Below are 24,405 nucleotides of genomic sequence, written 5' to 3'. Positions count from 1 at the left end.
AGTTACAAAAGTTTGGCTGCGATTTCCTCCCAATTGTTCGCTCTTTCAAAGCCATTTGTATTTATATTGTGGGGAGAACTAAACATAATGGAACGTCCCTCGAAGTTCTCCAAATTATAAGCCCTATCATCAATGAGAATGTCTCCCTTTAGGATGTACTTGTGTCCGCACAATATTCTACGCTGCCATGGGATAAAGGGGAAGAACTCATCCAACCAATCCGACTTCTCTTTTAAGGATTCAGGAAATTGCATGGCTGCGGAAGCTATATAGAGCTCGTATTTTTTATCCAGTTCGGACATGACTTCCTGGCTTCCCTCGATAAGCTTCAAATTCCTGAAAAAGCCCTTTTCCCAGGCATGGCCTTTCATGTATGCAGAATGCTCCTTTGGAACACTCTCCCATGCCTCCTTGCCTTGATAATCTTCGGGGGTTAGTTTGATTCCATAATCCTGTTCGTACAATTCCAAATGGGCCAAATAGGTGTCGGCCAACACCTCATCCATATCAACAAAAAGCGTCATCTCGATTAAATTAGTCCCGAAGGAAATAAAAAATGGGCAGCTTACCAATAGACTTGGGTTTTATAATGATTATTTAACCCGAGCTCATCTTGAAGTTCAGGATTAGATCAATTTATGATTACGGATGGTCTATCCTAACCGAATATTGGACTTGGCTCCCAGTTTTTTGGTAGATTCCCGCTCAATAAGCGTAGTCTTCACAAGCTTGGTAGTAAAAGGCATTTCTCCCTCGTATTCAATTCTGTCAATCAGAATGTTTGCGGCCAATTCACCAATGTATTTTCCATGTTGACTCACCATACTAAGGGCAGGGGAAACGTATTTGGACAAACGTCCATTGGTAAACCCAACAATGGATATTTGATCGGGCACGTCCACACCTTTCATTTTAAGAATATTCAAGGTGTCCACCGCGGTCATTTCGTCCAAAGCTATGATGCCATCAATTTCTGTATCGGCAATAAGCAGGGAAATGAGAAGCTCCAAATCATCGTTCCTTCCCACTTTTACTATGCGTTTTTCATCGAAGTCCTTTCCATTTTCCTGAAGTGCCTTTTTATAGCCTTCCACTCGCAACTTTCCAACACTGGAATTATAGATGGAAGAGACAATGGCTATTTTTTGGCACCCCGTCCTCAGTAAATGTTGGGTTGTCTTGTACCCTGCTTCAAAATCATCAACTACGATCTTATCACAATCCAAATCATCTGAAACCCTATCGAACATGACCATGGGTATTTGATTTTCAATGAGGTCTTGAAGATGTTCCACATTACCTTTTGCCTGTGTTTCTTCAGAAAGTGACATAATAATACCATCAGCCGTTCCCGAACTTAGTAAATCCACGGTCTGACATTCCTTTAAATAAGATTCATCCGAAATACAACTGATGATGCCGTACCCACGGGCATTGGCTGTTTGCTCAATCCCATAAAAGACCTGGGTGAAAAAATAGTTCAAAATATTGGGAACAATGACCCCGATTGTCTTGGTGCTCTTTTTTAAAAGACTCAATGCTACATGGTTGGGCCTGTAATGGTGTTCCTTGGCAAATTCCTGGATTCTTTGTTTAAGGTCGTTGCTTATTTCATGGCTATCATTAATGGCCTTGGAAACCGTGGAAACGGAAACCCCAAAGTGGGCTGCAATATCTTTTAAGGTTATTTTTTTCATAGGTTCATTCCAAAATGATAAACCGTATCCTCGAAAATCAAATTAATCCCCAACAAGCAAGGGCTACATCATCTAGCCCACAAAATAGGACAAAACGCTTATCACCACAACGAGTAAAAGTACCGAAAGTACGATGTCAATGGTGGAAATACTTTCCTTGTTCAGTCTTCTGTCTTCCTCAGTTAAAGTCCCTAATGATAGTCCACTAATGGTTACATAATTAGGCGGATTGGTACCGAGGCTGACAGCAATGCATACCACCACGGAAAAAATGAACATAAAAATGGCCATATGGGCAAAGTTTATGGTAGCAAAGGTGAGCAAAGCTCCAGATAAGTCAGCTTGATATATTTCAGCCATTATACGCAAGGCCGCTATGACCAACCCACTGAACAGGGTAACAATGGCCGCTTGCGAATTCACCCTTTTCCAAATAATTCCCAATAGAAAAACCGCGGTTATGGGTGGAGCGATGTACGACTGAACACTCTGGAGGTACTGATATAGAACACCTCCGCCTATTTTGTCCATAATGGGAATCCAAATGATACCCAATATCACAACAATGGATGTGGCTATTTTTCCAATACGAAGCAGCTTTTTCTCCTCGGTCAAGGGTTTCAGCTTTTTATAGATATCTATAGTGAATATGGTAGAGCAAGAGTTAAACACGGATGCCAGTGAGCTCATCAAAGCCGCCATAAGACCTCCCGCTACCAAACCTTTTAAACCTACGGGCAACAAAGTTTTGACCAGTACTGGAAACACCTCATCACTTTTTTCATAGGTCAATACGCCCTGTTGAGCCAATGCAAAAGCTATAATACCAGGGATTAGGAATATGAAAATGGGAAGTAGCTTCAAATAGGCGCCAAAGATGGCTCCCCTTCGACCAATCTTAATATTGTTGGCCGCCAGGGTACGCTGAACAATGTATTGATCCGTACACCAATACCATACCCCAACAATGGTTCCTCCAATCAGCATCCCTGTCCATGGAAAATCAGGATCAGATATGGGTCGCCACATATTGAAATGTTCACTACCCGCTGCCTCTCGCAATTGCTCCCATCCTCCAACTTGTTGAAGCCCCAAATATGTGATGATCAAGGAACCTGCAATCAAAATTACCGTTTGGAGCGTTTCCGTATAGATTACGGCCTTCATTCCACCAATAATGGTATAAGCTCCCGTAAAAATTACAATGCCAATGGCTCCGTACCAAAAGGGGATTCCCAATAATTCGGAAACCACGATTCCCCCGGCATAAATAGTCACCGACACCTTGGTAATCACGTATCCCACCAAGGAGAATACCGATAAAAACCAACGGGAACGGCTATCAAATCGCTTTTCGAGGAATTCAGGCATGGTAAAGGCCCTGCTTCTAAAATAGAATGGAAGGAAAAGCCAACCCAATAACAACACAATCCATGCATGCAGCTCGTAGTGTGCCATGGGCATCCCGGACTCAGCTCCTGTTCCCGCCAAACCCACAACATGTTCAGAACCAATATTAGAAGCAAAAATTGAGGCTCCGATTACAAACCAGCCCACATTTCTACCGGCCAAAAAGTAATCCTCAGTGTTTTTGTTCTTTTGAAGTACGACCCAAACGGCCACTGCAATCAAGGCCACCAGGTATCCTCCAAGGACCCACCAGTCCGCTGTTTCCAATATTGATTCCATATGGTTGGTTTTTTAGCTGTATTGGTTTAAAATGTTCTCATATAATTCCTGCTTGCCGCTGATTTGTTCAGGTTCACCATTGGCTCCTGCATAATCATATAAATCGCTCAAGGAAAGTTTTCCAGCCACATAATCTGCACCCTTGCCCGATTGGAACGAGCTGTAGCGCTTATCCAACAAGGATTCGTAAGGAGACTTTTGCAATACCTCATCGGCTAACAATAAAGCTCTGGCAAAGGTGTCCGCACCACCAATATGCGCTAGGAAGATGTCTTCCAGATCCGTGGAGTTTCTTCGGGTCTTGGCATCAAAGTTGATTCCTCCTCCTTGCAGTCCACCAGATTTTAGGAAGACCAACATGGCCTCTGTGGTTTCCAAAACGTTGTTCGGAAATTGGTCGGTGTCCCATCCGTTTTGATAATCACCACGATTGGCATCAATACTACCCAACATTCCGGCATTGGCCGACACTTGTAACTCATGTTGGAAGGTATGCTGTGCCAAAGTAGCATGGTTCACCTCAATGTTCAATTTAAAATCGTTCTCCAGGCCATATTCCCGTATGGTGTTGATGGAGGTAGCGGCATCAAAATCGTATTGATGTTTGGTAGGTTCCATAGGCTTTGGCTCAATGAAAAATGTTCCTTTGAACCCTTGGCTTCGTGCATAATCCTTGGCCATATTCAAGAATCTACCTATGTTGTCCTGTTCCAACTTCATGTTGGTGTTCAACAAGGACATATAACCTTCCCTGCCTCCCCAGAACACATAGTTTTCACCATCCAACGCCATGGTAGCATCCAAGGCAATCTTTACTTGGGCACCTGCCCTGGCCACCACATCAAAATCGGGATTGGAGGCTGCCCCGTTCATATATCTTGGATTGGAAAAACAGTTGGAGGTTCCCCACAAAAGCTTGGCACCCGAGGCGTCCTGCTTTTGCTTCAAGTATTCCACAATTGCTTGGATCCTTTTTTCTGATTCGGCCAAAGTCGAAGCCTCATCCACCAAATCAAAATCGTGGAAGCAGTAGTAATCAAAGCCCATTTTGGTTATAAACTCAAATGCGGCATCTGCTTTTTCCTTTGCAGCTTGCACTGCGTCAGAACTTGTAGCCCATGGAAACTGTTTGGTACCTGGACCAAATGGATCTCCGCCCGTTCCACAGAGGGTATGCCAATACGCCATTGCGAACTTGAAGTGGTCCCGCATGGTTTTACCGGCAACTACTTGCTCAGGATTATAAAATTTAAAAGCCAAGGGGTTGTCCGATTCCTTGCCTTCATACTTGATCTCGCCAATTCCTTTAAAGTATTCTTTGTCTCCTATAAGTGCCATTTTATCTTATTTTTTAATGATTAGTTCCAATTCTTTTTTCCAGTTATGATATGCTGTTTGATACGCTTCTCTATCCTCGAAGGGCATGTAGGTCATTACGTGATCGTTTCGCATAAAGGCCGAAAAACCGTCATAACCTTGTTCTGCAATCGCACAGGCCCTGGCCGCTCCAATGGCCCCTGTGGTATTGTATATTTCTATTTCTTGTTGAATTAATGTTGCAATGGTATTTGAAAAGATATCCGAACGGAAAAGATTGTCGTTCCCCGCCTTGATTACCTTGGGATCAATACCATCAGATTTCATTATTTCCATTCCATACACAAAGGAAAAGGCAATCCCTTCCAGGGCAGCCCGGCACATATGTGCTTTGGTGTGACGGTTGAGATCCAAGTTTAGGATGCGGGTTCCCACATCTTGGTTCATCAGCATGCGTTCGGCCCCATTGCCAAAGGGAACAATACAAAGTCCATCTGAACCTATTTCCACTCCCGCTGCCAAATTGTTCATTTCCTCATAGGACGAAACTGCCAAGTTGTTGAGCAACCATCGGTATTGGATTCCAGCTCCATTGATGCAAAGAAGCTTGCCTATATTCTGGACTTCACCTTTGATGTAATTCACATGGGCAAAGTTGTTCACCCTTGAGCTTTCCTTTACAGAAAGATTATCGGTTACCGCGTATACCACACCCGAAGTTCCTCCAGTTGCCGCTACTTCCCCTGGGTGAAACACATTTAATGACAGGGCATTGTTGGGCTGATCTCCTGCCCTGTACATGATAGGAGTTCCTTCCAATAGCCCGCTTTCCTCAGCTCCTTTTGCTGATACTTTGCTTTGAACACCAAAAGTTTCCACTATTTCTGGGACAAGGGCATGGGAGAAGTTATGGTAATCCAAAATGTCCTGTGAAATTTCATCTTGTTTGAAATCCCAAAAAATACCTTCGGACAATCCAGAAATTGTTGTATTTATCTTGTTGGAAAACCGATAGGCCAAATAATCTCCTGGCAACATGAACTTATCTATGTTATCATAGATGTCCTTCTCGTTGTCTTGGACCCATCGCAATTTGGAAGCGGTAAAATTTGCTGGGGAATTCAACAGATGCGTATCACACTTTTCCATTCCAATGGCTTCATAGGTTTGGTTGCCAATTTCAACGGCTCTACTATCGCACCATATAATGGATTTACGAAGCGGAATACCTTGCTTATCCAGCACTACCAAACCATGCATCTGATAGGATATGCCGATACCTATTATCTCCTTTTTGGAAACATTGTGGTTTTTCTTTATTCGACGAATGCCCTCACACACATGAAACCACCAGTCCTCTGGTTTTTGTTCTGCCCATCCCTTTTGGGCGGCATGCATGGACATCTCTTCTTCGGGTTGCTGAACCACCCCAACGCTCTTTCCTTTGGAGCTATCCACTAAAGCAACTTTGATGGAAGAACTTCCTAAATCAATTCCTAAGTAATACATGTAACAAGTGGCTTGGGTTTAACCAAATGTAGAAATTGCCATGGGTAAATGGTGGTGTTTTTATGGAAAATGGTTCCATTTGAATACAAGTCAAGCTTTATTCTAAATGGAATAATACTCTTACATCATTGATTATGAGATAATTATAACGATGTAATTTTTACGAAACTTTTTCGAAAACCTTTTCGTAAATTTTCGTGAAACACAAAGAAAAACGGAAATGGATTCCTCATTTTCAGGAAAATAGCAATTACTCTCAATCAGATGGAAGCAGGATTTTAAAGAGCCCTGGAAACAAATCCTATTTGAGTTCCAGCGGCTCAATATTCATGTTTTCTCCCCTAATCCTTTCGAATACCGCAATCAATTCTTGAAGTTTATCCGGATTGGATTCTGCCAAATTTTGGGTTTCCCCAATATCCTCTTTTAAGTTGTAGAGTTGGAATGCATCCGAGTTGCCCAATTCTATTTGTACATTGGGGCTCACTTTTTGTCCTCCATAGGGCGGAATCATTACCCAATCTCCTTTGCGGAGGGCAGTTCGGGTTGAAGCTTCAATGACCAGCTCCTCTCTACCTTGTGAGCTCTCTCCCAAAAATGCAGCCAATAAATTCTCACTATCTTCAAGTTCAACATCACTACCCACAAGTGTGGCCAAAGAAGAGAGCAAATCCATTTGGCAGACCAACGCACTTGAGGTTCCCGGCTTAATGGTTCCTTTCCAATAGGTGAAAAATGGCACGTGCGTACCCGCCTCGAACAAGCTATACTTCCCTCCTCTAAAGGGTCCCCAAGGAGTATGGGTCCCATTTTTTTCTACCGCATCATCATAATAGCCATCGTTGAGTACAGGTCCATTGTCGCTGGTAAAAACTATCATGGTGTTTTCCAATATTCCCTCAGTTTCCAGCGTCTTTACCAATTCCCCTATGCACCAATCCGCTTCAAAAATGACATCACCTCTAGGTCCCAGTCCTGTTTTCCCTATAAAACGTTCATGTGGGGTTCTTGGCACATGGGGCTGCTGTAGCGCATAGTACAGGAAAAAGGGAGTATCCTTCTGTGCTTTGATATAATCTTGAGCTTCTTTTAAAAATACATCGGCCATATCCTCATCGCGCCACTGCGCCTTTTTACCCCCTTTCATGAACCCAATTCTAGGGATTCCGTTGACCACACTATTGTTATGACCGTGATGCCATCTCATTTTTAGCTCTTCCGGATTGTCCAATCCAGTGGGTTCCCCTTCAAAATTCTCTGCATAATTAATTTCGATGGGATCATCAGGCTCAAGTCCTTCCACGGTACCATTTTCAATATAAACGGTTGGAACCCGGTCCTGGGTTGCCGCCATTATATAGGAGTGGTCAAAGCCAACCTCATTGGGTCCAGGCGATACTGTAGTGTTCCAATCCACCTGTCCACTTCCCAAACCTAAGTGCCATTTCCCAACTATTCCGGTATGGTATCCAGCCCCCTTAAGCATCTTGGGCAAGGTCATCTGCTCAGTTCCTATAATCAAGGGAGCGGTGCCGGGCAAAATTTTCGCGTTCTTCTCGCGCCAGGGGTAGACCCCAGTTAGCAGCGCATATCTGCTTGGTGTACAAGTCGCCGAGGAGGCATATCCATTGGTAAACACTAAACCTCCAGAAGCCAGCTTGTCCATATTGGGCGTTTGCAATTCGGTAGACCCGTTAAATCCTACGTCTCCATATCCTAAATCATCCAAGTAAATAACAATGATGTTGGGTTTCTGCGCAGTTTTCTCTTTTGGTGCTTGCTTTTCCTGTTTACAGCTGTTAAAAGCTAGGAGTAGCATGGTGCATAAAGCAAATGATGAGATTGGTTTAATGGAGTTCATGGATGGTTGTTTAATTGGATTTCTGGCTTTGCTCTTTTTAACTGAAATATTTCGATTTCAATTTGAGCAAACAATATACTTCATCATAGGCATAGGAATCAATCACCTTGAGCCATTTATTTGTTATAAATACATTGAAAACTGTTTAGCAATTCAAAGGACGTAGTTGTCAATTGATTATTGAACTTTCAACGGCTTGGAAAGTTTTAGGGCAAATTGGGACAAATAGTCCTCCCATTCTTTTTGGGATTCAAACTGACCACTTTTTTTCCATCCAAAACCAGCATAGTAGATTACTTTGCCATTTTCCATTTGTAGATGCGCATAGGCGTTGCTCAAATCCGTTTGGTCTGTTTCGTACGATTCCATATCCTTGAAAACAGAAGTAGGTGCTACAATCGCCGTACCCAACTCAGAATCACCATGGGGTTGCCAATAGCTTAGCCAGCCCTGCGCTTTGTTTCCATTGACTACTCCGTCTTTTTCATGTAAGGTAATCCCAGCAGCAATGTATTCCGCTCCCTCAAGACTTACCTCGTATTTTGATAGGTTGCTTCCCTTATCCAAGCTAATAATCTTGGATTCCTTGATTAAAACACCCTTGGCATCCCAATCCTCGTACTCCAAATAAAAACTAGTTCTAATAGATCCAGATGCAATGTGTTTCCATTTGCTGAAATTCTTGGAAAAATGATATGTACTGTCCCTTTTTACAGCCAATCCTCCTACGCCTCGGCTTGTCCCTACATGAAAATTATCCAAACCCTCACCATCATCCTCATGATAACTTCCTTCTGTGTTCAATTCTTTGCGGTACCATTTGTTGATGATGGGACGTTCCACCCTTTTTAACCAAGCATCCACTCCGCTGGATAGCGTACCTCCCTCTTGATTCTCTTCTGCCATTTTCTGTGCCTTTGGGCCAAAAACCCGGAAAGCCACCTTGTCGTTTTCCCAAGCATAATCGTCCATCCGTTCAGGAACAAAACGTGAAAAACATACCAATTTGGACTTGGGTCTTTTTGAATGATGGATTTCAATTAACTCAAATTTTCTCTTGGAATTTGCCTCTATCCTTGGTTGGAACAAAAGCACATCGGCATACTGATCTTTATCCGTATCAACTCCCTGGGTTACCAAAATTTCTTTCGTTTCAAAATCCTGGACGCCGTAGTTATTCAGATTGTCAACCCCTAAAAAGGCGCCAGTAAGTTCAACAGTCTCAAATGCTCTATCCATATCCAATTCATTTTCAACGATAAAGGTGAAACCAGAATCTTTGGGGGCGCAAGCATTTAGAAAAGCGACACTTAAAAGGGTAATTAGAATTCTATTCATGGTCAACGGATTGATTTAGCGAAGTTCGGTAATCGGAGCCACATCCATATCGGAATAGTCCAGATTTTCCCCAGCCATACCCCAAATAAAAGAGTAGTTTGAAGTCCCCGAGCCGCAATGTATGGACCAAGGTGGAGATATCACCGCTTGATGATTATGCACCCAGATATGTCTTGTTTCTTCCGGCTGGCCCATAAAATGACATACGGCTTGTTCCGCTGGAACATCCAAGTAAAAATAGATTTCCATACGCCTATCATGCACATGGGCGGGCATTGTATTCCAAACACTTCCTGATTTCAAAGTGGTCATTCCCATTTGCAATTGACATGTATCCACCACCCCTCCTATGATCATCTGATGTACTATTCTGTGGTTGGCGGTTTCCATGCTTCCCAGTTCCAATGCATTGGCCTCTTGCACGCTGACCATTTTAGTTGGATATGAAGTATGCGCTGGTGCGGAATTGAAATAAAACATAGATGGTTGCTCAGGCTCATCGCTCTTAAACACAATTTGCTTATTTCCTTGCCCTATGTAAAGCGCATCTTTATGGCCCAACTGGTAAGGAACCCCATCCACTTCAACGGTTCCGGCCCCTCCTACATTCATGATTCCCAATTCCCTGCGTTCCAAAAAATAATCCGCCTTTAATGGCTCTATGGGTTCCAATTTTAAACTTTTCCCAGGAACCGCAGAACCCACAATGTAGCGATCGTAGTGGGAATACGTTATGACAATCCTATCTTTTTGCATCAGATTGTCCACAAGAAATTCTGATCTGAGATCGGTGGTGTCATATTGCTTTACAGTCTCTGGATTGGAGGCGTATCGACTTTCATACTGGGTGTTCATGTTGTTATATTTTCATTGAAATCAATGAAACAAAGTTATGTAAAAAAATAAAATACAATCGATTGTATTATTTTCATATATTTAGACCTCAGTGTTGATTACACAACCCTTATGCATGCCAACAATGTTACCATACACGATATAGCTGCTGCGCTCAAGATTGATAGTTCCACGGTATCCCGTGCCCTCAACAACAGTCCCAGGGTCACCGCAAAGACCAAGCAACGCATCTGGGCCAAGGCGGAAGAAATGGGCTATCAACGGAATGTTTTGGCTTCCAATCTTCGCAAGAACAAAACCAATACCATAGGGGTTATCATTCCCAGAATTTCCAGGTTTTTCTTCTCCTCGGCCATTGAAGGTATTGAAGAAACTGCCTTTGAAAATGGCTACAACGTAATCATGTGCCAATCCTTGGAAAAATTGGAACGGGAAACCAATCTGGTGCAAACCCTGGTCGCCAACAGAGTGGATGGTATGATTGTATCCATTTCCATGGAAACGCTGGACTATGAGCATATGGAATTGGCTCGAAAGAACGGTATTCCGACGGTCTTCTTTGATAGGCATTGCGACATCCCTGGAAACAACAATGTGCTATTAAACGATTATCAGGGCAGTTTTGATGCCACAGACCATCTTATTACACAGGGATGCAGCAATATTGCGCATCTTGCCGGGCCCAGGGATTTAAAACTCTATCAAAACCGATTCAATGGATACAAGGAAGCGTTGGAGAAAAATGGTCTTCCATTTCAACCCGATTTGGTCATCGATTCCAATTTGATGGAAGAAGATGGGGCAAATGCAGCCCAAAAAATATTGGAGACGCTACCCCAAGTAGATGGTATTTTTTCTGCCAATGATGTAGCTGCGGTAGGAGCCATGCAGTTCCTAAAAGGAAAAAAGGTCAAAATCCCAGACGAAATAGCCATCGTGGGTTTTAGTAATGGCCCAACTTCCTCAGTAATTGATCCGTCTTTGACCACAGTGGATCAATCGGGTAAAAAAATGGGGAGATTGGCCACGGAACTGCTGATCAAGCAAATCCATGCAAAACCCAATCTGCTTGACCCTGAGACCATAATTCTGGAACCTACTTTGATTCAACGGGGTTCTACCCAAAAAAAGCCAATCATACTCCCAAAGACATGAAGTATTTCAAACTTATAACAATATTCCTGCTATGTCTGGTGCTGTTTTTTTGCACCAAAAAGGAGACAGTTCCAAATGCTGAACAATTGTTAGGAAAGGCCGAAACACAATTGAACCATCTACTTCAAGCGGCCGAAAAAGCCAACGACATTCCCAGAACTTTAAATGCTCAAAGGGAAATCATTTGGATCAATAAGGGGTTTGATTGGACGGAAGGATTTTTTCCTGGGAGCTGCTGGTATCTATATGAGCATACAGGTGATGAAAAATGGAGAAAGGCCGCAGAAAAGTTTCAAGCTCCCTACGAATCCCACAAATACAACATTGATAATCACGATCTAGGCTTCATCTTCAACTGTTCCTACGGGAACGGGTACAGGATTACCCAAAACCCAGCCTTTAAAGAAGTGATGGTGACAGCTGCGGACTCACTGATTACAAGATTCAACCCTAAGGTGGGCTGTATACAGAGCTGGAATGTGGATAAAGGATGGCAAGCAGAAAGGGAATGGAAATTCCCTGTGATTGTGGACAATATGATGAACTTGGAACTACTATTCGAGGTTTCAAAACTGACAGACAATCCAAAATATGCCAATATCGCCATTACCCATGCCAATACCACGCTTCAAAATCATTTTCGACCAGACCATAGTTCCTATCATGTAGTGGATTATGATTCAGAAACTGGAGAAGTCCGAAGCAAGGAAACCGCTCAAGGGTATGCCCATGAAAGTTCTTGGGCCCGAGGACAAGCATGGGGTTTGTACGGATTTACCTTGTGTTACCGCTACACCCAGAACCCAGAATATTTAAAACTTGCCGAGAACATTACGAGTTTTTACCTGCAGCATAAAAACCTTCCTGCGGACCTAATTCCTTATTGGGATTTCAACGCTCCCAACATTCCGGAAGAACCTCGGGATGTTTCAGCTGCGGCCATAGTAGTATCGGCCTTGATAGAATTGGACGGTTTCACTAGCACCTCCTATCGACCCGTCATTGATAAGATACTTTCATCGCTAGCCTCTGAAACCTACACAGCTTTTCTTGGAGAAAACAAAGGATTTATTCTTGACCATTCCGTGGGCAGTATTCCCCATGGGGCAGAAATAGATGTGCCTTTAAACTATGCGGATTATTATTATTTAGAGGCCTTGACTCGTTATAAACAACAATTTTAACCACATGACACAGTTCATTCGATTCCATAAAAAAATCACACGCCATATCTTCCCGATGTTGGCAGTAATCGCACTTCTAGGTTGTAATACAACTGGTGGCATACGTACCTTAAAATTAGCCCATGGACTGGATGTGAAGCACTCTGTACATTTAGCTATGGTGCAAATGAGTAAGGATCTGGATAGTATTTCCAAGGGTCAAATGCAATTGGAAATTTATCCGAACCAACAATTGGGTACAGAACGACAATGTCTGGAGCTTTTGCAACTGGGAGCCTTGGACATGACCAAAGTATCTGTTGGTGTATTGGAAAACTTTGCACCAAAAATGAAAGTTTTGGGTCTTCCCTTTGTCTTCAGGGACCGAGAACACTCCTTCCAAGTTCTGGATGGACCTATTGGGCAGCATCTATTGGATGAGGGAGAAAAATACTGGTTAAAAGGATTGGGATACTATGATGCAGGATCCCGAAGCTTTTATACCAAAGACCGACCTGTTCACAAACCAGAAGATCTGGATGGACTTAAAATCAGGGTTATGGAGAGTGTTACCGCTATGGATATGGTGAATGGGCTTGGTGGAGCCGCCACACCCATTTCTTGGGGCGAACTGTATACTTCACTACAACAAGGTGTGGTGGATGGTGCAGAGAATAACCCTCCAAGCTTTTATCTATCCCGACACTACGAAGTCTGCAAATACTACTCTCTGGACGAACATACGGTTTTGCCCGATGTGGTTCTGTCCAGCACACATACTTGGAAGAAGCTTAACGAACAGGAGCGGCAATGGTTAAAACAGGCCGTGGACCTTTCCGTGGTGCATCAGAGAAAGCTTTGGGCAATATCCGAACAAGAGGCATTGGATGCAGTTCAGGAAGCAGGGGTTGAAATCATTAGACCAGATAAAACACTTTTTGCGGAGAAGCTCAAATCCAATTTGGATAAATACAAAGAGGATAAAGCATTTTACGATTTAATTAAAGCAATACAGGAAACCAAATAATTATGGGATTACGTAACAAAATAGACCTAATAGTAGGTAAAGCTTTGATTGTCATTATGGCAATCATGGTTATCAACGTACTATGGCAAGTTTTTAGTCGATATATTCTAAGCTCGCCCAGTTCCTTTACCGATGAACTGGCACGGTATTTAATGATTTGGCTGGGTGTTTTGGGTGCAGCTTATGTTTCTGGCAAGAATGGTCATGTTGCTATTGACCTTATTCCATCCAAAATGAGTGGCAAAGCACAAAAACGATTCAAGAAAATCGTGGGCATCATGATTATACTATTCAGTTTGGCGGCATTGGTTATTGGGGGTTCCAGACTGGTATATATTACCTATGTTTTGGAACAATACTCCCCTGCGCTGCAACTGCCTTTGGCTATAGTGTATTTGATTTTGCCCATAAGCGGTATCCTCATTATTTATTACAAACTCCTTGATCTTAAAAAATTATAAACATGGACTACATTCCTATTCTAACCTTGATATTGAGTTTTATAGTGCTTTTGGGCATGGGCACACCGGTAGCCTGGAGTATTGCCATCTCATCTTTGTTGACCATGTTAGTGAGTATTCCAGCTTTACCGGCTTTTACCGCAGTATCGCAACGCATTGGTGCGGGACTTGACAGCTTTGCGCTTTTGGCCATCCCGTTCTTTGTTTTATCGGGCGAGTTAATGAACAAAGGAGGTATTGCGCATAGGCTGATTGCTTTTGCCAAAACATTGGTGGGAGCACTTCCTGGAGGTTTGGCTTTGATCAACATCATTTCTGCCATGCTTATGGGAGCCATTGCCGGTTCTGCAATGGCATCCGCCTCTGCAATGGGAAGTATTCTGGGTCCTGAAATGGAAAAGGATGGATACTCCAAAGAATTTGGTGCGGCTGTAAACATTACCTCGGCAACCACAGGTCTGCTGATTCCTCCCAGTAACATTCTCATTGTGTATTCCTTGGCCAGCGGAGGTGCTTCCATTGCGGCTCTGTTCCTAGCTGGTTATATTCCAGGAATTTTGACCGGTGCCTTCTTAATGATCGTGGCTTCTATCTGGGCCAAAAGAAAAGGTTATAAGCTTGGAAATAGAAGTTCCTTAAAAGAAGTAGTAAAGACTTTTTTCATAGCGCTGCCCAGTTTGTTTATGTTGATTGTTGTTATCGGAGGCATTGTTTCTGGAATCTTTACTGCCACCGAAGCATCAGCAATTGCCGTGCTCTACAGTCTTGTTCTGGGCTTTATCTATAAAGAAATCAACTTTAAAAAACTTCCGCAAATTCTGTTGGATTCCTCTGCGACCACAGCTGTGGTAATGCTACTGATTGGAGCTTCCATGAGTATGTCCTGGGCTTTGTCCTATGAAAATATTCCACAAGACATCAGCACCGCTTTGTTGGCCTTAAGCGACAATAAAATCATGGTCTTGATCATCATTAATTTGTTGTTGCTGTTTGTTGGGATTTTCATGGATATGACACCAGCCGTACTGATTTTCACTCCCATATTTCTTCCGATAGTGACCAAACTTGGAATTGATCCAGTTCACTTTGGAATTATCATGATTTTGAATCTTTGCATTGGGTTATGCACCCCTCCAGTGGGTTCTGTGCTCTTTGTTGGCGTCGGTATTGCCAAAACTACCATAGAGAAGGTGGTAAAGCCTTTACTCCCACTCTTTGTGGCCATGATTATTGCGTTGTTCCTGATTACCTATTTCCCACAATTAAGCCTCTGGTTGCCGAAGTTGTTTGAACTGCTATAGTCCTATTAGGGTTAACAGGCTTTAGGATTGGGGTAATTATCGGATTGATCCTCGGTAGTATTGTCCAAACACGCAAAATCCTTTTCCAATAGAAGGAAAAGCTCACTTTTGTTGTCCAATAGCATCGTGTTTTCAAAGCCGACCTTGTCGTTTTCAAACCAGTTTGCACTGAATTTTTTAGGCACCAATAAAGTTATGGTGTCCACCTTAAATTCGGCTCCCAAGTTATCCGCATCCACCGCTTTCAATGCATAGGTCAAAGTCTTGGTATTGAATGCCGTTCGTTCCTCAAAATATCCGGTCTTACAAAAGGTTTCTACCTCTGTCTTGGTCAATCTATATCGAACCGAATTGCCTTTAATTCTAATTTTCATGCTTTACTTAAAGATTTTACACCATTTTTTCATCCCTATTCGGAACCTTTCCTTTTGTACCGAAGTTTTCCTGTTTCAATTTTGATTGCCGTTTTGGCCAATATGGTAAACACGAACGCTCCAAGCGCCCAAATCCCCATGGTAACTCCAATTTCTACTCCAGTGGGTGTATATTCAGCAATCTTACCATAAGGTCCTGGGATAAATCCAGGAACAATCAGGCCAAAACCTTTTTCAATCCAAATGGCCACAAACAAGATAAAGCAACAAAAATAGAGTACTTTGAAGTTATTTCGAAGTTTTCCAAAGGTAAGTAACACCGTGGCCAGGACATTCAAAGGAATAGAAGTCCAGATCCAAGGTAGCAAGGCATTCTTTCCATGCAATCCAAAAAATAGATAATATGCACTTTCGCTGTGGTGTGTTGGTGCGTAAAATTCCTTGAACAATTCCGAAACCAACATGATAAGGTTAATTTGCGCAGCCACGGTCACAATCATTGCCAATTTTCCAATCGTCTTGTTCTCAACCTTAAAAGCAGTATAATTTCTGATAATGGCCAATACTAAAATAATCAGAGCTGGTCCTGCCGCAAAAGCGGATGCCAAAAAGCGGGGTCCCAAGAGCGCATTGTTCCAAAAAGGTCTGGCCTGCAAGCCTTGGTACAAAAATGCAGTGACCAAATGAATACTTACGGCCCAAAACACTGAAATCAATGCCCCTGGAACATATATTTTTGGATTGGCATCCTTACCCTGATAATGCCTAAACAGGATGTAATAGGGAATACTGATATTGAGAAAAAGATATCCGTTTAGGACTATTACGTCCCAGGTGAGCATGGAACTGGGAAAATTGAAAACACCTATTCCTGGGATCATGTGCCATAATACCGAAGGACCGCCCATGTCCGCAACTACAAAAGCCAAACACATAATCAAGGCAGCAACCGCCAGCCCTTCTCCTATTAGGACAGCTTGCTTAAAATCGATATCCCTTAGCACATAGGTTGGCATTACCAGCATCACCGCCGCTGCGGCTACACCCACCAAAAAAGTAAAATTGGAAATATAAAGTCCCCAACTCACCCTATCGGTCATTCCCGTCACACTCAAACCTTGATCCAGTTGTATGGAATAGCAATACATGCCCACCAACATCACAAAGGTTAGAAAACCCATCCACAGATGATATTTTCGAGATCCATGGGTGATTACGTCCAGGCTATCTATCAGTAAACTTTTAAAAACTTTGAGTCTTCTCATTGTGTCTTTACTTTGACCATCAATCCATAAAGTACCAGAACTTAGGTTCTGTCCCCAAATCCTCCTTTAACCTAAATACTTTTTTATTCTCCAGTACCCATCTAATAGTGCTATTGGGATCTAGTAGATTCCCGAAAATCCTTGCACCTGTTGGGCAAGCATCAACACAGGCTGGATTTTTGCCCTTTCGTGATCGTTGCACACAGAAGGTGCACTTCTCCATCACCCCTTTTTTTCGCATGCGATTGCCCAAATAATGTTGGTTTTTGTTGATTTCTTCCTCAGGTACTTCCGGTTTGCTCCAATTGAACCTTCTCCCATCGTAGGGACAAGCAGCCATACAATAGCGGCAACCTACGCACCAATCATAATCTACCACTACCAGCCCATCTTCTTCCCTCCATGTAGCCTGCACGGGACAAACATCAACACAGGGTGGATTATCACAGTGAAAACATTGGGTGCCCAGATAAAAGTGCCCTTCGGCGGGAACTTCATGGTAATAGTTATCGTCGGCTTCGTCAAATTTTAACCCCTTGCCATCCTTCATTTCATGAATTCGGATATATTGCATCTCGGAATTTCTATCTTGATTGTTCTCTTCTACGCAGGCACTTACACAATCCATATAGCCCTGACATTTGGAAATATTGAACGCATACCCAAAAAGCACATTTTCTTGGGCATTTTCCGAAGTCATGGAGATTGTTTTGTTGGTACGAAGCTCATACGAACGCACCAATCTGTCCACGGTTGCCTTCTTCTCATCATCAGTCATTAACTTGTAGTTCCCCTTGAATTGTTCTTCCCAATCTATTTGTGCTTTTTCCTTGGATTCTTCATCGGCTACAACACTGCAAGAAGTGGCAACGGCACCAGCACCCACAAGTAAACTGGCTGTCAATTTCTTAAATGCGCTTCTACGATCCATCTGCACATCAAAAACTTGCTCAAACCCATCTTTATGCCTCTCATCCCCGATAGCATTTCCTTTAATCTCCTTTTGATGCCCCCCACAACCGCCAGAAGTATTGCCGCAGCCACAGGTTGAAGCTTGTTGCTTTGGCTTGCTATTGGACAGGTTTAGTGAAAACCATTTCGTGTTATTTTCGCTCATACCTCAATAGTGTTAATGTGACAAACCTTCTTTTCTTTCCTTTTCCATCTGCGTATTAAATCGTGCTGGCCAACGGGTATCAAAACTCGGGCTATGGGGATTATGGCAATTCACACAGGTCATGGATGCCCTTGGGGGAGCCCAACCTGCCAATTTTTTGCCATGGGCTCCACCGGCCCAATCCTTGAATTGGGCAGTATGGCATTGGCTGCACAGCTTATAACTTAAATCAAAATCAATTTCTGAACCCGTCAAACTGGTTAGAGCATCCAAGTTGCTTTCACTATGGCAAGTAATGCAGTTCATGGTAGTGTTATCTGCATGGGACACTTTCACATCCCAATGTGCCTTTTTGCCTTTTTGCAGTGAAACCATGGATTCCAAGGGTTTGGTATGGCATTCTGTACAGGCGTATGATTTGAGCTTTGATTTTCGTTCTGGGATCAAAAACGTTTGCCCTTGCTCGTGAACTCTTAACAGTTCCAGTTCCTCAAGTAATACTTCCGAACTAATAGGTGTACCTTCATAGTTTTTACTTTCTTCTTCAATTTTCTCTGTAAGACTATGGTACTCGGATTCCTTGTGTTTGCAAGAAATGGAAATGAACAAGACCATGATCAGGCAACCAATACTATATGTATAGCGATTGTTATTCATGGCTTTCCTGCAGGTTTCTTGAAAAAACTTCAACTTGATCATATTCAACAGTATTGGGAACATGGCATTGACGACAATTGATGCGTTCCGGATGGGTTACCCGAATTTCTACCGGTGCACTTGGCCCTGCATGACATGACAAACAATTTTCCCGCATGGTCAATGCGTGGGGAATCATAGGAGGGCTTCCCAGTAGCGCATTGTTGACGCCAACTTGAGGTGGAGATACCTTGGTAAAGGTGGTCTCTGCAAATAGCCCTTTGGTATTCTGGGTCACGTGGCATTGCCTGCAGTTGATCATTTCAGGATGAGGAGAGATTGGCGCATAGGCATCAAACTTTTGAACAAAACCTCCATTTTGATGACATTGTAAGCAAACATTTCCTCCTAAATCCCGTTCCTTTCGCACTGGATGCTGAATACTGGGTGGGGCTCCTGGATAAGCCCGATTATTGTAATAAGATTCCAATGTTCGTTGATAGCTTTCATCAATAATCATTTGTTCGTAATCCAATGCATGGTCCGAATCTCTAAAAACGCCGCTTTCCGAAGGAATCAACGTTCTTGTAGCATTGGATTCAACAGGAATATATGGGCCTTCCAAGCCCTGCTGGTAGCTGTAGTTCCAAACCACAACAAAGCCAATGAACAACAAGGCAAACAACGATATGATTCCTAGTCTTTTTCTCATATTTAGGCTTTTTCCACCCTCACCGCACACTTTTTATAATCGGGTTCCTTGGATATGGGACAAAAGGAATCAAGCGTAATATCATTGATGAGCATATTTTCATCAAAGAATGGCACAAAAACCTGCATGGGAGCAGGAACTCCTCTTTCATTGATGGATGCCGGGAGTGTAATTTCCCCTCGCCTAGTGGTCAGTTTCACAGCATCTCCTGTCCTAATCTGCATGCGTTCGGCATCATCAGGGTGCAATTCCACATAGGCATGTGGCATGGCTTGGTGCAATACGGGAATCCTCCGAGTCATAGAACCGGTATGCCAGTGCTCCACCACCCTCCCGGTATTGAGCCAATATGGATACTCCTTGTCCGGTTCTTCTGCAGCGGGTTCATAAGGGCGTTGCCAAATAATGGCCCTGCCATCGGGTTTTCCGTAAAAATGGAAGTCCTCCCCATTGGAACACGCTGGGTCATATTTGGCATTGAACCTCCATTTCGTTGATTTCCCTTCCACATACGGCCATATGGCACCCGACTGGGATTTTAAGACCTCCAATGGGGCCATGTTGTGCTTCTTATTGTCGTGGTGTTTTCGATATTCCGTATAAATCTCTTCAATGTGCGTTTCTGCCTTATACGGAAATTGTTTTTCATAACCGAGACGCTTGGCCACCTCAATGAGTTGCCAAGTATCGCTAATAGCTTCACCCGGTGGCTCCACCATCTGTTCAAAATACTGGGTTCTGCGCTCAGAATTGCCATACATCCCTTCGCGTTCAATCCACATGGCAGAAGGTAAAATAACGTCTGCTATATCTGTTGTAGGGGTTGGATATACATCGGATACGACAATAAACCGACCTTCTTTTTTAGCCCCATCCCTATAGCGTTTCAGCTTGGGCATGGTAACCATGGGGTTGGTCACCTGAATCCACATAAAACGAATATCCCCTCTATCCAATGCCCTAAACATTTCCACGGTGTGGTAGGTTGGTTTGGAAGGAATATTCTCGATAGGAACATCCCATATTTTCGCAGCAAATTCACGGTGTTCCTTGTTCATGACCACCCCATGCGGAAGCTTGTGGGTTAAAGTACCAACTTCCCTAACCGTGCCGCAAGCACTAGGCTGTCCCGTCAAGGAAAATGGGCTGTTGCCTGGTTGGGAAATCTTGCCCGTCAGCAAATGGATGTTATATACCAAATTGTTAATCCAGGTGCCTCGTGTATGTTGATTCATCCCCATGCACCAAAATGACATGACCTTCTTATTGGGATCCCCATAATACGAGGCCATGTATTTAATATCCCTAACCGAAACTCCAGATATTTTAGATACTTTTTCAGGGGTGTAATCCTCTAGGAAGTCTTTAAAATCGTCAAAAGAAATTTTCTCGGGCTTATCCTTAAAACTATAATTGTCCTCTAGTCCATAGCCCATGTTGGTAAGCCCTTTACTAAAATTGCAATGTTTTTCAACAAAGGAGGAATTGACCCATCCATTTTTAATGATTTCATAACAAATGGCATTGGCCACGGCCAAGTCTGTCTGGGGAAGGAACAGAATAGATTTATCCGCAGCGGTACTGGTGCGCGTTGTCCTAGTAGCAAAATCTATGATTTTGACTCCTCTTTTCAGACGCTGGTCCAACAGGCGTGAAAACAGCACGGGATGCATTTCTGCCATGTTGTTTCCCCAAAGAACAAACACATCGGCATGATCAATATCCTCATAACAACCCATGGGTTCATCCAAACCAAAGGAGGTTAAGAAGCCTGTTACCGCGCTAGCCATGCACAAACGGGCATTGGCCTCTACGTTGTTGGTGCCTATACATCCCTTAAATAACTTGGAAGCTGCATAACCATCAGGGATGGTCCATTGCCCAGATCCATAAATGGAGACCGCATCCTTTCCGTGTTCGGCAATGGTCTCTTTCATCTTTGATGCCACAAGATCCAAAGCCTCTTCCATGGTAGTTTTTACATAGCGGCCATTCTTTTTGACCAAAGGGTGGGTTAAACGGTCTTTTCCATATAGGGCCATTATGGAATGGTAGCCCTTTACACAGCAAAGTCCCTTGTTTACCGAAGAATTAGGGTCACCCTTAACGGCAACTGCCTTCCCATTTTCTGTACCTACAAGTACACCACAGCCCACACCACAAAATCTACAGGGAGCTTTTTTCCAATCGAGTTTTGCATTGGACGGAATTCCCTCTTCCTGTTCTGCGGCGAACATTATTCCCGGAAACATGGACGCAGCCGCAGCCATTGCGGAAGCCATCGCCATTTTCTTTAAAAAGCTTCTACGGTCAGTAAGTGTAGTTTGCATATTTGATTCTATTGTGGTGTATTAAATCCAGATACCAAGGCCAACAACTTTAAGCTTTTTATGGACTCCAACCGTGTTTTAAGTGCTTCTTCTTCTTGTTTGGTTTCCGTTTCGGTAACCAACGCGATTATCTCCCTATTCCGGGCAGCGACCACTTCACAGGAAGGCATTGCAGATAGTTCTTGTAGAAGTTCTTCCTTTTTGCCGTCATGGGGATGCGCTAAATAGCTTTTTATAGGCATATGGATTGGACTGGTATTACACGGTAAACACAACCATGTTGATAGTTCATAATTGATTAGTCTTGAATAAAAATGAAATCATGTGCAACCTGGAATCCAGGAAGGAGGGCTCATCTTTTTCAATTTACTCAAAAATGGACATATTTCCACGTCAGTTTTATGACTTTTGTCATGTTTTTGACAATAAAAAAGACCTGCCTTTGATAAAATGTTATTTTTTTAGGAAATCTGTTTTAAAAAGCTCAGGTTTGATTATTAGTTGGACCCAAGCCCAATTGTTGGTATTGTCATGCGGCCTACCCCCTTTGATCAAACTCATACTTTCTGAAGCAAACATATGGGAATAACCCACATTGAGTTTGGCATACTTCATTAATTGTTGGTTGAAAACCAGGTCCAGTTCCGTTCCCAAATAGCTGTCTTCGTCATTCGCAAATGCCGCATTGGCCACAAAGTAATGGCCTTTTACCAGCAAGCTGTTCTTCTCTCCAGTGGCAAAGACCACTTTGGCGTACAAGTCGTTCAAACCTACATTATTGGCGTGGTTCCCTACATAAAAGTAGTCCATAAACCCGTTGAATTTGTGGTTGGTGCCATAGAGAGGAAAGAAGGATTTGTTCTTTGATTCCCCAGCTTGGTCGGTTCCGCTTATAAGCTCAAAACCCAAACCAAACAGGGTTTTTCCAGGTTTATAATTGGCTTCCAGGGCCAGAAGATAGCCAGCTAGGTCAGTATTGGCATTGGCCTTCCCAAATTGGTAGTACACGTTTCCATTGAACTTGATCTTGTCTATTGGAAAAGTAAAATGTGAACCAGCGGTGTGTCTATAAAAAGTTCCGTCCGGTTGGTCATTGTCAATCCCCGTGAATTTTTGGAAACCTGTATTGAGTGCCAAAAAACTAATGGAACTCTTCTCCCATGTTTTCTTTACATGGGCATATTGCATGGCTTTGTAGGTAAAAAAACCTTGAATAAAAAACCCTGAACCTTCATTGGATTGTCCTTCCTGACTAAAGGCAAAACCCAAATCGGCTTTCCAGTCATCCTTTTCATATTTCAGCAAAGCTGCGTCATGAAATCGTCCTTGCATGGTCCAGTCCACCTCACCAAAAATACGTTGGTCATCATATGAAATGGCTTGACGACCAGCTTTTACTGACCAATTTTCATCCAAATAAAGCCGCCCCCAGGCTTGGAACAATCCAAAGGAACTATTGTCATCCCCTATCTGAAGTTGGCGTGTGTCTCCCCAAGTACTTACATCCTGTACACTAATGTATAGTCTAAGCATCTCATTTTTATAGCCCAAATTTAACCGGGAACGCTGGGTGACAAAGGCAGCGGGATCCGCATTGTCCGGGAACAGATTGTTAAATCCATGGCGGTATTCGAATCGTGCTCTAAGGTCGGCCTCCAAAGTAAGTTGAGCCTTTAGTTGAAATACGGAAAGCATCGCAAAGGCAATAAGGATTGGTATAAACTTGTTGTTGGTCATAAATAAGTTATTTAGCGATACAAAAGTTGCCCGAGTTGTCCATTAAAAATATGATAAATGTCATAACCTCAGTCACTTTGGGCCCATATCTTCGCTCAATAATTGCATTCTAAATCATACCATATGGAAGTCGTCAAGGACAAAACGGTTGCAGAATTTGTGACTGAAAACATAAAAACCGCCCATGTATTTAAGAAGTTTGGAATTGATTTTTGCTGCGGGGGCGGTATCACAATAGCCAAGGCATGTGCCAAATTTGAAGTGGACCAGGAGCGGTTGGAAAATGAACTTTTGGAAGTGAACAAAACGGTGGATCGAAACCACAACTACGACCAATGGAATCTTTCATTTCTTATAGACCATATCGTCAATGTTCACCATACCTATGTGAACGAAAGTTTACCCATTATTTCTGAATACGCAAACAAGGTGGCCAAAGTACATGGCCATCATTACCCTGAAGTTGTAGAGATCAATAGATTGTTTCATGAAGTGGCCAACGAGTTGCTTTCTCATCTTCAAAAAGAAGAACAGGTATTGTTTCCATACATTAAGAAAATGACCGAAGCGGAGAATTCAGGAATTTCGGCACCTTTTGGATCAGTAAACAATCCCATAGGGATGATGGAACACGAGCATGAAAGTGCTGGGAACATTTTTAAGGAGATCGCAAGTTTAACCCAAAACTATACCGCGCCACCTGAGGCTTGTAATACCTTCAGGGCACTTTATTCCAAGTTGGAAGAATTTGAACAGGATTTGCATCTGCACATCCATTTGGAGAATAACATCCTGCACCCAAAAACCATAGCATTGGAAGAGAAATTAGGTTAGGCCTATTTGTTGGGCATAAAACTTTGG

22 protein-coding genes are annotated in these 24,405 nt (G+C 42.9%); 6 read left to right on the top strand and 16 right to left on the bottom strand.

The window, feature by feature from the left end; genetic code table 11:
• Positions 1–2: 2 nt before the first annotated feature.
• The 8 genes from ACOOE0_RS12805 to kduI all read right to left on the bottom strand — a co-directional run bounded on the left by ACOOE0_RS12805 (position 3) and on the right by kduI (position 10,266).
• Complete coding sequence (locus ACOOE0_RS12805) at positions 3–524, bottom strand: 5' nucleotidase, NT5C type (protein WP_420399296.1); 522 nt, start codon at positions 522–524, stop codon at positions 3–5.
• Positions 525–653: 129 nt separating this feature from the next.
• Positions 654–1,697, bottom strand: coding sequence for a LacI family DNA-binding transcriptional regulator (locus ACOOE0_RS12800; RefSeq protein WP_420399295.1), 1,044 nt, complete (start codon positions 1,695–1,697; stop codon positions 654–656).
• Between the two features lie 72 nt (positions 1,698–1,769).
• Entirely contained in the window at positions 1,770–3,386 is a 1,617-nt protein-coding gene (locus ACOOE0_RS12795; RefSeq protein ID WP_420399294.1) for a sodium:solute symporter, read from the bottom strand.
• A 12-nt stretch (positions 3,387–3,398) separates the two neighbouring features.
• Positions 3,399–4,724 (bottom strand): xylose isomerase, encoded by a 1,326-nt coding sequence (xylA, locus tag ACOOE0_RS12790; RefSeq protein WP_420399293.1) that lies wholly within the window; start codon positions 4,722–4,724, stop codon positions 3,399–3,401.
• Between the two features lie 6 nt (positions 4,725–4,730).
• Positions 4,731–6,212 (bottom strand): xylulokinase, encoded by a 1,482-nt coding sequence (locus ACOOE0_RS12785; protein ID WP_420399292.1) that lies wholly within the window; start codon positions 6,210–6,212, stop codon positions 4,731–4,733.
• A gap of 301 nt (positions 6,213–6,513) precedes the next feature.
• Positions 6,514–8,073 carry a sulfatase family protein gene (locus ACOOE0_RS12780; RefSeq protein ID WP_420399291.1) on the bottom strand — a complete coding sequence of 520 codons (1,560 nt, stop codon included), beginning with the start codon at positions 8,071–8,073 and terminating at the stop codon, positions 6,514–6,516.
• Positions 8,074–8,250: 177 nt separating this feature from the next.
• On the bottom strand, positions 8,251–9,411 hold the full coding sequence (locus ACOOE0_RS12775; protein WP_420399290.1) for a DUF4861 family protein: 1,161 nt from the start codon (positions 9,409–9,411) through the stop codon (positions 8,251–8,253).
• Between the two features lie 15 nt (positions 9,412–9,426).
• Positions 9,427–10,266, bottom strand: coding sequence for a 5-dehydro-4-deoxy-D-glucuronate isomerase (gene kduI / locus ACOOE0_RS12770; RefSeq protein WP_420399289.1), 840 nt, complete (start codon positions 10,264–10,266; stop codon positions 9,427–9,429).
• Positions 10,267–10,377: 111 nt separating this feature from the next.
• On the opposite strand from kduI, the gene ACOOE0_RS12765 reads away from it, so the two are divergent.
• The 5 genes from ACOOE0_RS12765 to ACOOE0_RS12745 are packed head-to-tail and all read left to right on the top strand — an operon-like array spanning position 10,378 to position 15,373.
• Entirely contained in the window at positions 10,378–11,421 is a 1,044-nt protein-coding gene (locus tag ACOOE0_RS12765; RefSeq protein WP_420399288.1) for a LacI family DNA-binding transcriptional regulator, read from the top strand.
• Positions 11,418–12,605: a glycoside hydrolase family 88 protein gene (locus ACOOE0_RS12760; protein WP_420399287.1), complete on the top strand. Its 1,188-nt coding sequence runs from the start codon at positions 11,418–11,420 to the stop codon at positions 12,603–12,605. The genes ACOOE0_RS12765 and ACOOE0_RS12760 overlap by 4 nt, the downstream gene beginning before the upstream one ends.
• Before the next feature lie 55 nt (positions 12,606–12,660).
• Positions 12,661–13,611, top strand: coding sequence for a TRAP transporter substrate-binding protein (locus ACOOE0_RS12755; protein ID WP_420402227.1), 951 nt, complete (start codon positions 12,661–12,663; stop codon positions 13,609–13,611).
• A 2-nt stretch (positions 13,612–13,613) separates the two neighbouring features.
• On the top strand, positions 13,614–14,072 hold the full coding sequence (locus tag ACOOE0_RS12750; RefSeq protein WP_420399286.1) for a TRAP transporter small permease: 459 nt from the start codon (positions 13,614–13,616) through the stop codon (positions 14,070–14,072).
• Positions 14,073–14,074: 2 nt separating this feature from the next.
• Positions 14,075–15,373 (top strand): TRAP transporter large permease, encoded by a 1,299-nt coding sequence (locus tag ACOOE0_RS12745; RefSeq protein WP_420399285.1) that lies wholly within the window; start codon positions 14,075–14,077, stop codon positions 15,371–15,373.
• An 11-nt stretch (positions 15,374–15,384) separates the two neighbouring features.
• Here the strand turns inward: ACOOE0_RS12745 and ACOOE0_RS12740 are convergent, their stop codons facing one another.
• The 8 genes from ACOOE0_RS12740 to ACOOE0_RS12705 form a co-directional block, all read right to left on the bottom strand.
• Positions 15,385–15,747, bottom strand: coding sequence for a DUF7009 family protein (locus ACOOE0_RS12740; RefSeq protein ID WP_420399284.1), 363 nt, complete (start codon positions 15,745–15,747; stop codon positions 15,385–15,387).
• A gap of 35 nt (positions 15,748–15,782) precedes the next feature.
• A complete protein-coding gene (gene dsrP / locus ACOOE0_RS12735) occupies positions 15,783–17,012 on the bottom strand; it encodes a sulfate reduction electron transfer complex DsrMKJOP subunit DsrP (protein WP_420399283.1) in 1,230 nt (409 codons plus the stop codon).
• Between the two features lie 19 nt (positions 17,013–17,031).
• Entirely contained in the window at positions 17,032–18,129 is a 1,098-nt protein-coding gene (locus ACOOE0_RS12730; protein ID WP_420399282.1) for a 4Fe-4S dicluster domain-containing protein, read from the bottom strand.
• A gap of 12 nt (positions 18,130–18,141) precedes the next feature.
• The gene (locus tag ACOOE0_RS12725; RefSeq protein WP_420399281.1) at positions 18,142–18,786 is read right to left on the bottom strand and encodes a cytochrome C; all 645 of its coding nucleotides are present in this window, start codon (positions 18,784–18,786) and stop codon (positions 18,142–18,144) included.
• Positions 18,779–19,477, bottom strand: coding sequence for a cytochrome C (locus tag ACOOE0_RS12720; protein WP_420399280.1), 699 nt, complete (start codon positions 19,475–19,477; stop codon positions 18,779–18,781). The genes ACOOE0_RS12725 and ACOOE0_RS12720 overlap by 8 nt, the downstream gene beginning before the upstream one ends.
• A gap of 2 nt (positions 19,478–19,479) precedes the next feature.
• Positions 19,480–21,807, bottom strand: coding sequence for a molybdopterin-dependent oxidoreductase (locus ACOOE0_RS12715; protein ID WP_420399279.1), 2,328 nt, complete (start codon positions 21,805–21,807; stop codon positions 19,480–19,482).
• A gap of 8 nt (positions 21,808–21,815) precedes the next feature.
• Positions 21,816–22,049: a hypothetical protein gene (locus ACOOE0_RS12710; protein ID WP_420399278.1), complete on the bottom strand. Its 234-nt coding sequence runs from the start codon at positions 22,047–22,049 to the stop codon at positions 21,816–21,818.
• 211 nt (positions 22,050–22,260) lie between these two features.
• Entirely contained in the window at positions 22,261–23,544 is a 1,284-nt protein-coding gene (locus tag ACOOE0_RS12705) for an alginate export family protein (protein WP_420399277.1), read from the bottom strand.
• Between the two features lie 123 nt (positions 23,545–23,667).
• On the opposite strand from ACOOE0_RS12705, the gene ric reads away from it, so the two are divergent.
• A complete protein-coding gene (ric, locus tag ACOOE0_RS12700; protein ID WP_420399276.1) occupies positions 23,668–24,378 on the top strand; it encodes an iron-sulfur cluster repair di-iron protein in 711 nt (236 codons plus the stop codon).
• Positions 24,379–24,405: the final 27 nt, after the last annotated feature.

Origin of the sequence: Flagellimonas sp., from assembly GCF_965215805.1 — a bacterium.
GTDB lineage: Bacteria > Bacteroidota > Bacteroidia > Flavobacteriales > Flavobacteriaceae > Flagellimonas.
The sequence above is the reverse complement of the archived record's forward strand: the minus strand, read 5'-3'. Positions and strand labels throughout refer to the sequence as shown.